This window comes from Sinorhizobium chiapasense, from assembly GCF_045277575.1.
Lineage (GTDB): Bacteria > Pseudomonadota > Alphaproteobacteria > Rhizobiales > Rhizobiaceae > Ensifer > Ensifer chiapasense_A.
This window is the reverse complement of sequence record NZ_CP144206.1, coordinates 1,908,973-1,921,257: the sequence shown is the minus strand read 5'-3', so window position 1 is coordinate 1,921,257 and position 12,285 is coordinate 1,908,973. Positions and strand designations below refer to the sequence as shown.

10 protein-coding genes are annotated in these 12,285 nt (G+C 62.2%); 5 read left to right on the top strand and 5 right to left on the bottom strand.

The features are described from left to right. Positions 1-6: 6 nt before the first annotated feature. From QM996_RS27710 to QM996_RS27695, 4 genes are all read right to left on the bottom strand, one after another. A complete protein-coding gene (locus QM996_RS27710; RefSeq protein ID WP_334197077.1) occupies positions 7-1,110 on the bottom strand; it encodes an ABC transporter ATP-binding protein in 1,104 nt (367 codons plus the stop codon). 13 nt (positions 1,111-1,123) lie between these two features. Beyond that, entirely contained in the window at positions 1,124-1,957 is an 834-nt protein-coding gene (locus tag QM996_RS27705; protein WP_334197076.1) for a carbohydrate ABC transporter permease, read from the bottom strand. Then, a complete protein-coding gene (locus tag QM996_RS27700; protein ID WP_334197075.1) occupies positions 1,957-2,865 on the bottom strand; it encodes a carbohydrate ABC transporter permease in 909 nt (302 codons plus the stop codon). Before QM996_RS27700 ends, QM996_RS27705 begins: the two co-directional genes overlap by 1 nt. Positions 2,866-2,976: 111 nt before the next feature. After that, a complete protein-coding gene (locus QM996_RS27695) occupies positions 2,977-4,338 on the bottom strand; it encodes an extracellular solute-binding protein (RefSeq protein WP_334197074.1) in 1,362 nt (453 codons plus the stop codon). Positions 4,339-4,568: 230 nt separating this feature from the next. Here QM996_RS27695 and QM996_RS27690 point away from each other — a divergent pair, with 230 nt between their 5' ends. From QM996_RS27690 to QM996_RS27680, 3 genes are all read left to right on the top strand, one after another. After that, on the top strand, positions 4,569-5,609 hold the full coding sequence (locus QM996_RS27690; protein ID WP_173519700.1) for a LacI family DNA-binding transcriptional regulator: 1,041 nt from the start codon (positions 4,569-4,571) through the stop codon (positions 5,607-5,609). An 11-nt stretch (positions 5,610-5,620) separates the two neighbouring features. Then, positions 5,621-7,555: a DUF5054 domain-containing protein gene (locus tag QM996_RS27685; protein ID WP_334197073.1), complete on the top strand. Its 1,935-nt coding sequence runs from the start codon at positions 5,621-5,623 to the stop codon at positions 7,553-7,555. Positions 7,556-7,647: 92 nt separating this feature from the next. Further along, positions 7,648-8,010, top strand: a complete 363-nt coding sequence (locus tag QM996_RS27680; protein WP_334197072.1) for a hypothetical protein — start codon at positions 7,648-7,650, stop codon at positions 8,008-8,010. Here the strand turns inward: QM996_RS27680 and QM996_RS27675 are convergent. Beyond that, positions 7,932-9,281 (bottom strand): adenylate/guanylate cyclase domain-containing protein, encoded by a 1,350-nt coding sequence (locus tag QM996_RS27675; protein ID WP_334197071.1) that lies wholly within the window; start codon positions 9,279-9,281, stop codon positions 7,932-7,934. The two genes, QM996_RS27680 and QM996_RS27675, sit on opposite strands and share 79 nt — an antisense overlap. A gap of 459 nt (positions 9,282-9,740) precedes the next feature. Here QM996_RS27675 and QM996_RS27670 point away from each other — a divergent pair, with 459 nt between their 5' ends. Further along, the gene (locus QM996_RS27670) at positions 9,741-10,355 is read left to right on the top strand and encodes an NUDIX domain-containing protein (protein ID WP_334197070.1); all 615 of its coding nucleotides are present in this window, start codon (positions 9,741-9,743) and stop codon (positions 10,353-10,355) included. A 613-nt stretch (positions 10,356-10,968) separates the two neighbouring features. After that, positions 10,969-12,261, top strand: coding sequence for an urea ABC transporter substrate-binding protein (urtA, locus tag QM996_RS27665; RefSeq protein WP_334197069.1), 1,293 nt, complete (start codon positions 10,969-10,971; stop codon positions 12,259-12,261). The last annotated feature ends 24 nt before the right edge of the window (positions 12,262-12,285 follow it).

The window sequence follows — 12,285 nt, the reverse complement described above, 5'->3', positions numbered from 1 at the left end:
GCGACCTCAGTGCTCGTCGGCCGCGGGAATGCGCGCGCCGTTGTCGTCGAAGAGGGTGACGTGCCTGGCATCGAAGGCGAGGTGCACCGAGGTACCGACTTTGATCTCGTCGTCGGTAAAGATGCGCGCGGTGACGCGGCCATTGTCGCCGCGCTCGAGGGTGACGAGGCTTTCCGGCCCCATGTTCTCATTGGCAAAGAGTTCGCCGGAAAGAACGTTGTGGTCGGTGGGACCGGCGACGCGCAAATGCTCCGGTCGGACGCCGAGGGTCATCTTTCCGGCCTTTGCCGCTTTGGCGATGGCGTCGTTAAGTTCGATCGGCGCGACCTGAAGACCGTCAGCGCTGAGATGCAGCACGCCCTCGCCGATGGATGCTTCGACGGCAACGAGGTTCATCGGCGGATTGCCGACGAAATTGGCGACGAAGGTGGTCGCCGGCCGGCGATAGATCTCGATCGGCGGCGCAAACTGCACGATCCGGCCCTTGTCCATGACCGCGATGCGGGTGGCGAGCGCCATGGCCTCGGCCTGGTCGTGGGTGACATAGACCGCCGTCATGCCCATGTCGCGCTGGAGATGGTTCAAGAAGCCGCGCGCTTCGAGGCGCAGCTTCGCGTCAAGGTTCGAGAGCGGCTCGTCGAAAAGGTAGACCTCGCTCGGATAGACGAGCGCGCGGGCGAGCGAGGTGCGCTGCTGTTGGCCGCCGGAAATCTGGCTCGGCAGGCGCTTCAGGAGATCGCCGATCTTGAGCACGTCGGCCACCTCCTTGGCCCGGGCGTGGCGCTTGGTTTCCTGCTCGCCGCGTACTTTCAAGGGATAGGCGATGTTGTCGGCGATGTTCATGTGCGGATAGAGCGCATAATCTTGGAAGACCATGGAAATGCCGCGGTCCTTCGGATGCAGATAGGTGACGTCGCGGCCGCCGATCATCACCCGGCCCGACGTCGGCGTTTCGAGGCCGGCGATCATGCGAAGGCTCGTCGTCTTGCCGCAGCCGGAAGGGCCGAGCAGGCAGATGAACTCGCCATCGGCGATCTGGAAGCTGATGTCGGGAACGGCGACGAAGGCGCCGAAGCTTTTGGAGACGTTCTGGAATTCGACAGAGGCCATGGCGGATTTCCGATTACGACTTGATGCCACCGAAGAACCGGAAACCGAATTTCCAGTTCACGAAGAGATAGAGGGCGATGACCGGCAGCGAATAGATCAGCGAATAGGCGGCAAGCAGCGTGACGATCGGCGTGCCGGCTTCCGAATAGAAGGAATAGATGGCGACGGAAGCCGGCATCAGCTTGTCGCTGCGCAGCAGGATGAAGGGGATGAGGAAGCTGCCCCAAATGTTGACGAAGGCCCAGACGACGACCACGACGATGCCGGGCCGGATGACCGGCAGCGCGACATCGAAGAAAGCCTGCAGCGGCGAGGCACCCGCGACCATCGCGCTTTCCTCATACGAGCGCGGGATGGCGTCGATGAAGTCGCGAAGGATGAACATCGCCGTCGGCAGCAGTCCGCCGGCGAAGACGAGGATGACGGCGAGATGGGTGTCGATCAGCCCGGCCGCCGAGATGATCAGGAAAATCGGCACCATCGCCGCCGAACCTGAAACCACGGACGAAAAGAGAAGCAGGATGTAGGTGACCGCGCCTTTGCCCGGGATCGGGGAGCGCGACAACGCGTAAGCCGCAAGCGTCGCCGCTCCCCCGACCAACACCACGCCGCCTGCCGCCTGGATGAGACTGTTCAAGAGCGCCTGCATGGCGAAAGTGTTCTCAAAGACGGTCGCGAAATTCGACAGCGTGAAGGGCGAGGGGATGGCAAGCCCGAGTTCGGCTCGGGCATTGAAGGGCGCGAAGATGAACCAGACGAGCGGCAGTGCGAAGACCGTGCCGAGGAAGGTGGCGGCAGCCGCAAAGACCGTACGCCTTACGGAGATGTTCTGCGTCCTCTTCTGCATCACTCCGCCTCCACCGGCTTTTTATGGGCAAGGCGAAGATAGACGAGCGCGAAGGCCAGGTTGATCAGCATGATGACGACGCCGACGGCAGCGCCCTTGCCGAATTCGAAATCCTTGAAAGCGATGCGATAGGTGTAGATCGAGAGGATCTCGGTGCGATAGGACGGCCCGCCATGGGTGAGCAGGAACGGCGTGAAGACGTTGAAGGTCCACATGGTGATGAGGATCAGGTCCGTCACGACATGACCGCGGATCAGCGGCAGTGCGATGTCGCGCAGCTTCTGCCAGGAGGTGGCGCCGGCGACGTCGGCAGCTTGAAAGTAGCTCGGCGGGATCGACTGGAAGGCCGAGTTGAACAGCATCATCGAGAAGGCGGCACCCCGCCAGGTGTTGAAGAAGACGATCACCCAGAAGGGCTGCTGCAGCAGCCAGTCGCCGGGCGGCAGGCCGAGGCCGCGCAGGATCATGTTGAGGGTGCCGTTGTCGTAGTCGAGAAAGGCGAACCAGGCGAAGCCGATCACCACTTCCGGCAGGATCCAGGCGGCGATGACGGCCGTATGCAGAAAGGATTTGAGCGTCGGCGTGACCGACTGGCTAAGCCAGGCGAGCAGCAGACCGAGAAGCGCCTGGCCGATCAGCGCCGAGAGCAGCACGAATTGGATCGTCAGGATCAGTGAAAAGCCGAACTGGCCGCGGGTGAAGAAGGTCGCGGGGTTGAAGAGGGCGAAATAATTCTGCAGCCCGACGAAATCAGGGTCGACCGCCGTGCGCCCGAGCAGCGTGCGATTGGTGAAGGAGACGAAGATCACCCAGAAGAAAGGAATGATGACGAAGACCCCGACGAGAGCCGCCGCGGGCGCAAGGAAGAGTGCGCCGGCGCGCGTCGAAAGCAGTGAGAATTTCTTCATGCCCTTTTTCCGGATCGGTCGCCCGGCCGCTGGAGGGCCGGGCGCGCTGGTCACTGGATGGGGACGGGATGAGGAAGCCGCATGGGTTTCCGCTTTCACCCCGTGCGGCTTTCAGAGCGTGCTGACGGTGTTTTCTTCGCCGACGATGGCAATGACCGCCGCCTTGTACTGGGCCATCGCATCCTCGGGCGAAAGCTCGCCGGAAACGACACTTTCGGTCATGCGCTGGATCTCGGTCGAGACCTTGTTGTAGTTGGCGTCGTTCGGCCGGGCCGTGGTGATTGGCAGCAGTGTCGTCGCCGTTTCCGTCAGGAACGGCGAATTCGGGATCGCCACGTCGTCGCGGATGCGGATCGCCGGCTGGATCTCCTGGAAGGCCGTGAGCTGCTCCTTGCTGTTCATGAAGGAAAGCAGCGCCCAGGATTCCTGAGGCGCATCGGTATGCGGGTTGATGACGAAGCCGGTGCCGCCCGAGACGGTGACGAAGTCCTGGCCGCGAAGCCCCTTGCCGGGTGCTGTTGCCGGCATCTTCTTCCAGGTCATGACATTGTCGCGATCGGCCACCGCAAACTCGGCGCCGGGTGCCGTGACGGAGCGGTAGAACCAGTCGCCTTCGACCAGCATTGCGGTCTTGCCGTCACGGAAATTGGCGAAGGTGCGGTTGCGGCCGTCAGCAAGCAACTGCGCGCGTTGGTCGCCGAGCTTCTCATCGACATAGATGGTCTTGTAGAGCTTCAGCGTGTCGAGAATGCCCTGGCTCGAAACGATGTATTTGCCGCTGTCGTCGGTGACCTGCTCACCGGTGCCGAGCAGTGCCATCCAATAGCCCTGCATCGTCGTTGCCTCACCCATCGAGACGCCCGCATTGAGCTGCAGCGGGAAGCTTTCGGGTGCCGCCGCCTTGATCTTGCGGGCGGCTTCGAGCAGCTCCTCCCAGGATTTCGGCTGCCACTTGTCGGCGTCGAGCCCGGCGGACTTGAAGAGGTCCTTGCGCACGAAGATCATGCGCGCGTCGGTACCAAGCGCGATGCCGTAGGGCTTGCCCTGGTAGCTCATCAGAGCTTTGGTGCCGTCGGAAATGTGCTGCCAGCCGTCCCATTTCGCAACGTCGGGACCGGCCACTTCCTCGAGTGATTTGAGAAGGTTGCCCTGAACGAAGCTCGGGATGAGGAAGCCGTCGAAGCCCGAGACGTCGGGGCCGGCGCCGGTCGAGAAGTCGAGTGCGAGCTGTTGCGTCAGCTGCTCGTCTTCGCCACCAAACTGCGTCAGCTTGACGGTGACGTCCTTGCCTTCGGCCTTCATCTTCTCGGTGAAGGCTGGAATGACCTTCTGTTCGATCCACTCGGCCATGCCGCTGTTGACGCCGCCGACGACGCAGCGGCAGGTGATGTTGAGTTCGGTGGCGCTCGCCGGCGCCGCAAAGGCAATGGCCGCGGCCGCGCTGAGCAATAGGGAATGAAACCTGGTACGCATGTTTTCTCCTCCCGGCGGTCCACTGCGGACCAAAGTGTCTGGCTGCGACAGTCCGGCCCTCCTCCAGGTCCGCTGTCCCGACGACGATCAAGAATGAACACGCTTTCATTTTTGTCAACATGGACCATCTGTTCTTTCTACGATTACGACGAGAATTGTTATTCTGCTTGACGAAATCGAAGGGTTGTCCTCTTTTGTTGTTGAACACGTTTTCATTTTGTGACGGATAGATGAACGATCGCGCCGACAAGAAAGCCGCCCGAGCCACCGCAGACCAGGTGGCGCGCGAAGCCAATGTTTCCCGTGTTGCCGTATCCCGGGCCTTCAACCCGAACGCCTCGCTGAAACCGGAGAAGCGTGACCGTATCCTCAAGGTGGCGCGCGAACTGAACTACACGCCCGACATGGCCGCGCGTTCGCTCGTCACCGGCCGCTCGCACCTTGTCGGCATGATCGTGCCCGACGTCTGCAGCCCTTGGGAAAGCCAGGAGATCGACGCGCTGACGACCGCATTGCAGGCGGAAGGTTTCGCAACCCTTCTCTTCAAGGTGAAGGCCGATTTCAGCATGGACCCGCGCCTGCTTACCTATATGCGCGGCTTCAATCCGGATTCGGTAATCGCCTTCACCGAGAACATCCTGCCGGACGTGCTCTGCGGTTTTCTCGATCGCGCCGTGCCGATCTATGTGATCTACGACGACGTCGCGCAGTTTGCGGGGGCGGCATCCGGCACCCTCTACGACCGGCTGCTTGTCCGGCAGAAGAACGGCATCGAGCAGGCCGTGGCCTTGCTTCAGGGCTATGGCGCGCGCCGCATCGCCTATCTCGGCGGCAAGGCGCAATCGCTCGCCAATGCCGAGCGCGAGCGAACGCTGAAGGAGACGCTCGCCGAGCGCGGCATGGATGCGCCGATCGTGCTTCCCGGCGACTATACCTACGACACCGCCTATCAGGCGACGCTCGACCTCTTTCGGATCGGTGAGGGGGCCGACGCGATCTTCGCGGCCAACGACGTCGGCGCCTTTGGTGCCATTGATGCGCTCCGCCACGAACTTGGCCTTTCCGTGCCCGATGACGTCAAGGTCGTCGGCTTCGACGACATCCCGCAGTCGCACTGGAAGAGCTACAACCTCACCACCGTGCGCATCGACCTCGAAGAGCGGGTGCGCGCGCTCGTTCGCCTGATCCTCATGCGACTTCGGGCACCCGATGCCGAGCCGCTCACCGAGACACTCAACACCCGCCTGATCGTGCGGGGCACCGTCGGCTGAAGGTAATGAACATGACCGAAAAGCGCATTCACGTCGTCTTCAAGACTCATCTCGACATCGGCTTCACCGATCACGCCGAGAAGATCCGTAAGCAGTACCACGAGCGCTTCATTCCGCAGGCGATCGAAACCGGGGCGCATTTCTACAACGAGAATCCGCACGAACCGCAATTCATCTGGACGACCGGCGCCTGGCTGATCTGGGACCACCTGCATTCGCGTTCGAAGGAAGAGGTTGCGCGACTGGAACAGGCGATCGAGCGCGGCCTGATCCGCTGGCATGCGCTGCCCTTCACGACCCATACGGAGCTGATGTCGCCGGAGCTTTTCCGCGCCGGGCTCTCCTATGCCCAGGAGCTCGACCGCCGCTTCGGTTTGACGACGACCGCCGCCAAGATGACCGATGTGCCCGGCCATACGCTCGGCATGGTGCCGCTGCTGGCGGAAGCGGGCGTACGCTTTCTGCATATCGGCGTGAACTCGGCTTCACCGCCGCCGGAAATTCCCGATGTCTTCCGCTGGCGGGCGCCAGGCGGCGAGGAAATCGTCGTCATGTATCAGCACTCCTATGGCGAGACCTATTTCCCGCAAGGCCTTTCCGATGGCCTGAGCTTTGCCCATACGAGCGACAATATCGGCCCGCAGAGCGTGTCGCAGACGGCCGAGGCGTACCGCGATATTCTGAAGCACGAGCCCGGCGCCACCGTGCGTGCCGCGACGCTTGAGGATTATGGTGCGCTGATGTGGGACGTGCGCGCGCGTTTCCCGGTCGTGGAGAAGGAACTTGGCGATAGCTGGATCCATGGCAGCGGCACGGACCCGGAAAAGATCGCCCGCTATCTCGCGCTACAGCGGCTCTATGGTCGCTTCACGGAAGAGCAGATGACGGCGAGCCGTCAGGCTTTCGGGCGTAAGCTGACGCTGGTCGCCGAACACACCTGCGGCGTCGATATCAAATCCTTCCTGCGCGACGAAAAGGCCTGGGCGCGCCCTGCCTTCGAGGCGGCACGAGGGACCGATCCGCGCTTTCATTACACGGAGGCTTCGTGGCGGGAGCAGCGCGCCTATCTCGACCAGGCGGTGGCGGAACTGGAGGTCGAGGATGCGGCCCGCGCCGAGGCAGCCCTTGCCGATCTTACGGTTGCGCCGCGACCCGTTCCCGCCGATGTCGCAACGCGGCTTGAGGTCGGCGGATGGAGCATCGATCTCGATCCGGCGACGGGCGACGTCGCCGCGCTGACTGCACCCGACGGCCGAAAGATCCGCGGCGCCAATGGATCGCTGATGGCCTACCGCTATGAAAGTTATGATGCCGGCGATGTCCGCCGGCACATGGATAGCTATCTGACTCATTGGATGGACTGGGCCGTGCTCGATCATGACAAGCCCGGACTTGCTCAAGTCGCCGAGGCCCGCTCGCAAGCCTATCGGCCGGAGCTTCGAGGCACGACAACCACATCGATCGTCGCAGCGATGCCGGCCGAGGCGGTGGAGCAATGCGGTGCCCCGGCTGATATTGCGCTGGAGTTTGCCGCGACCTCAACCGGCCTCGACGTCCGGCTGACACTTTACGGCAAGAATGCCAACCGTATGCCGGAGGCGAGCTTCCTGTCTTTCACGCCCGAGGGGCGCTCTGCCTGGACCGTGCGCAAAATGGGCCTCTGGCACGACACCGACAATTTCGCCCGCGCCGGTGGCGCCCAGTTGCAGGCGGTCACGGCCGTGCGGGGGCGGCCGGAATCGGGCGCAGTGTTGATGGTCGAGAACCTCGACACGCCGCTGGTCGCGCCTCAGGCATGGCCGTTCATGGCCTTTTGCAAGGACCTGCCTGATTATTCCGCCGGCGTCCGCTTCAACATCCACAACAACAAGTGGGGCACCAATTTCCCCATGTGGTGGGGCGGCGATTTCACCACACGCTTCAAGCTCAGTTTCGTCGACGGGTAATTGGCGCAAGGCCCGCGATTGCGCGCATTCCGAGTGCGGGGCTACACCATCGATGATAGGATGGCGTGGCGGCCGAACCATGGGAGGTCGGAATGCGTCGCCCTGTCATCGCCCTCGTCGTCGGAGGGCTATCCATCACAAGCGCGATCGCGGGAGAGCCGGCGGTCTTCCATGCGGAACATTTCAGCGACGACACGGTCGTCAGCCTTGCACTTGCCGGCAATCGCGCGGCACTGCTGCCTGGTTACGACTACGATGTGCTGATCTCGATCTCCTCCCGACGGGTTGTCGATGGCAGCGTGTACAATGATCCCGGAAAGCACCGTGCGCTGGTGAAGTGCAGCGATCCGGCGAAAGTCTCCGTCCGGGGCGTCGACTATCCGGTGCTGGCGTCGGCGCCGGTTGATTGGAAAGCCGATCTCTGGAGAGCTGTTTGTACGGTGCCGGTCTCGTAAGGCGAGGTTGCGGCGGCGGACAGGCCGCTGGCTTGGCGAGGCAGATACCAGACATCGACAGGCAGTCTGCGTCCGGGAAGCGTGACGTCCTTCTGCGCCATCCAGTTGGCGGGCGGGACCGGAGTCATGAGGCGCGCCATCAGCGCAGCCGATACCGCCAGCGGCGCATCAAGCGATTTGGTCAGGCTTTCCAGGCGCTGGGCGACATTGACCGCGTCGCCAATGACGGTGAATTCGCTGTGGCAACCGCTGTCCAGCACGCCGCCGACCACCTTGCCGTAATGCAGGCCGATGCCGGCATCGAGGGCGGGGTGGCCGTTGAGGGCATTGTGGTTTTTCCAGTCGGTCAGGGCGTCGACGAGATCGAGGGCGCAGGCCATTGCCCGATCTGCATCGTCGTCCATGGGCCTCGGCTGACCGAAGACCGCCATCACGCCGTCACCAATGAATTTGTCGACGGTGCCGCCATGTTCGAAAATCGTCTGCGAGACGAGCTGGCGATACTCAGCCAGCACGAAGGCGAGTTCCGGAGCAGGTGCGGTCTCGGCGAAACGAGTGAAATCCCTGAGATCAACGAACATGATTGCCGCATTCCGGCGTTCCAGACCAAGAGCGCCTCCACGCTCCTGCAGTTCCGAGACCACAAGTGGCGAGAAGAAGCGGGAGAGATTGAGGCGCCGCTGGTCGGCCTTGAGGGCCTCCTTGCGCGTCCGGTCGTGATCCCGCGCGAGAAGATAGATGGCGAAGGCGGTGAAACCGAAACTGACGGTCAGGCCGAGATCCTGGTTGAAGAACGACCCGAGGAGGGAAAGGGTGCCGCCTGTCTGATGCCTGGCAGCAGTCGTTGCGAGCATCGCTACCCAGGCGACGAGAACGACGCTTGAGAAGATGAGCACGAGCCGCCGTTCGAGCTTCAGGCCGACATGGACGAGCAGGATGAAAGCGACGACAAGGCTGGTGGTCGTGAGGTTATGGTTTTCCGTCACCGGCCCGGCCAGGATGTGTGCATAGAGGAGCAGCGCGACCAACAGGGCGTCGAGGACGACAAAAAAGGCCTTCAGCCACGAGCGACCGGGCAGGTAGCGGGCCGTCGCCACGGAGGCGATGCTGATTGCGATATAGCTGACGACGACGAGCGCATGCATCCCTTCTGCGCCTTCGTTGCCGCCGAGCAGCAGGTTTGCGAGCAGGATCGCAAAGGCGACGAAGCGAAGCAGCACCGACCGCGTCTCGCGGGCGAAGTCCCAGTGGGGATGCAATGAAGACGTCATGCCTGTCGGCCCCGAGATTTGAAACATTCTGCCCCCGCGCACGTGGCCGTTGCCGTCATTTGCCAGATCGGCTGACGGTCGATTCGCGTCGAATCTGTGGTGCGATCGGGTCTTTATCGACGCCGGTGCGGTTATGTTTGTAGGGCTTCCAACGATGGCAAGGTCAAGCGTCCGCCCGTGGCGTGTCATCGGTGTGTCGCTTAAGCGCTGTTTTTTCGGTCAGGTGCCGACCAAGCCAGCGACACCGGTTCGTCAGGCCAGAAAGCGCGATAACCGGACAAGTTTCATCGGAAGACAGGTCTGCCACGTGGATTGAAGCTGCTCGCGAGATTGAGCACTTGCAGGGTGGCACGCCCGGTTTTGCACGAAATTTCTTGACATTGCATGAAAATGCACGAATTTCGATCCGGCGCGGAGCGTGGTGGTTTGCCTCGGCCTGCAGCCATGGAGGAGGCAACAATGAGCATTGCACACCGGGTTCGTGTCGAGGATGTCACCGTTCTCTCGGATGACTGGTACGTACTGAAGAAAACGACCTTTTGCTTTCAGCGCGATGACGGGCATTGGCAAAGGCAGTCGCGCGAGACCTACGATCGGGGGAACGGTGCGACGATCCTTCTCTACGATCCGGAACGCCGTACGGTCATTCTCACGCGCCAGTTCCGCTACCCGGCCTTCGTCAACGGTCATGACGACCTCCTCATCGAAGCGCCGGCCGGGCTCCTCGACAATGCTGAGCCTGAAGCGCGCATCCGCGCCGAGACGGAGGAGGAGACGGGTTTTCGCGTGCGCGAAGTCCGCCACGTGTTCGATGCCTTCATGAGCCCGGGTTCGGTAACTGAGCGGCTGCATTTTTTCGTCGGCGAGTACCAGCCGCGCGATAGGGCTTCTGCAGGGGGTGGCAACGAGGCGGAAGGCGAGGAGATTGCCGTGCTGGAGTTCGGTATCGACGAGGCGCTTGCAATGGTTGCCTCGGGCGCCATCCGCGATGGCAAGACGATCATGCTGTTGCAGTACGCCGCCTTGAATCTGTTCTCCGCTGCGGCGTCGACTGTGGCGGACGCCGTGCGCTGATTGCGGCCGGTCCCCAGTTGAGCCGGCGCCATCGTCCGGCCGTCCCCGAGGCGAGCCCATGACTGGACGTCCAGGTCGGCGCCGCTGGGGCGATGTCGGTATCCGCGTCGCGGCCAAGCACGGTTCTCTGTCCGACGCTGCCGTTGACGCTCCGGATCCGCTCTGTCTTTGAATCCTCGACCATGTGATGATTGGTGATGATCGATCCGTCGGGGGAGTTCGTAAAGCCGGACCCATGTCCCGGCCGGCTGTCGGTCTTTTCGATCCGGCTGACGGAGGGGCCGATCAGATCAACGGCTTGGGCAACTGTCTGCGAGTAGGCGTCGATCAAAACGGCGTCGGTGGCGCGGGGAGTTCCCTATCGATCCCATTGCAATGCTCCTGATGAGCGCGCAGCAGGAGGTGAGCAGAGGCCTGATGTGGTCGCTCCGGCAATCAAGCGCAAGTGCTGGCCCCGTGGCCGGGCTTCCACCGTGCCGCCGCTTCCTCTTTGCCCCCCGCATCTACGTAGAATGACGTATGTGCAGTGCAGCGTGACTGTCCGATGATCCCTCAAGCAACGGCTAAAAAACTCGAAAGCCGCGCTGCTTCAGAACGAGAGGGGTTCCATCAGATGACTATCAGGGCAAGCGTCACCGGCGCATTCCTCGCAGCCGTCCTGTCGACGACGGCATTCAACGGCGCCTTTGCCGCCGATGACACGATCAAGGTCGGCATCCTGCATTCGCTCTCCGGTACCATGGCGATCTCCGAGACGACGCTGAAAGATGCCATGCTGATGCTGATCGACGAGCAGAACAAGAAAGGCGGCCTGCTCGGCAAGAAGCTCGAAGCCGTCGTCGTCGACCCGGCGTCCGACTGGCCGCTCTTTGCTGAAAAGGCGCGCGAGCTGATCTCGGTCGACAAGGTTTCGGCGGTCTTCGGTTGCTGGACCTCGGTGTCGCGCAAGTCGGTTCTGCCGGTCTTCGAGGAGCTCAACTCGATCCTCTTCTATCCCGTCCAGTACGAAGGCGAGGAAAGCCAGCGAAACGTCTTCTACACGGGGGCCGCGCCGAACCAGCAGGCAATCCCGGCCGTCGACTATCTGATGGAAAACGAAAGTGTCGAGCGCTGGGTGCTTGCCGGTACCGACTACGTCTATCCGCGCACGACCAACAAGATCCTCGAGGCCTATCTGATTTCCAAGGGCGTGAAGCCTGAAGACATCATGATCAACTACACGCCTTTCGGCCATTCGGACTGGCAGACGATCGTTTCCGACATCAAGAAGTTCGGTTCGGCCGGCAAGAAGACGGCGGTCGTATCGACCATCAACGGCGACGCCAACGTGCCCTTCTACAAGGAACTGGCGAACCAGGGCGTCAAGGCCGAGGATATCCCCGTCGTCGCCTTCTCGGTCGGCGAAGAGGAACTCGCCGGCCTCGATACAGGCCCGCTCGTCGGGCATCTCGCGGCCTGGAACTACTTCCAGTCGGTTGATACGCCGGCCAATGCCGAGTTCATCAAGACCTGGAAGGCCTATACCAAGAACGACAAGCGCGTGACCAACGACCCGATGGAAGCGCACTATATCGGCTTCAACATGTGGCTGAAGGCCGTCGAGAAGGCCGGCACGACCGATACGGATGCCGTTCTCGACGCGATGATTGGCATCTCGGTGCCGAACCTTTCCGGTGGCTATTCGACGATGATGCCGAACCACCACATCACCAAGCCGGTGCTGATCGGCGAGATCCAGGGCGATGGCCAGTTCGAAACCGTCTGGGAAACCCCCGGCCTCGTCGTCGGCGACGAATGGTCCGACTATCTGCCCGACTCGAAGGACCTGATCTCCGATTGGCGCGCGCCGATGTCCTGCGGCAACTTCAACGTCGCCACCGGCAAATGCGGCGGCAAAGGCTCCTGATTTCATCACGTAGTCATAGACCGG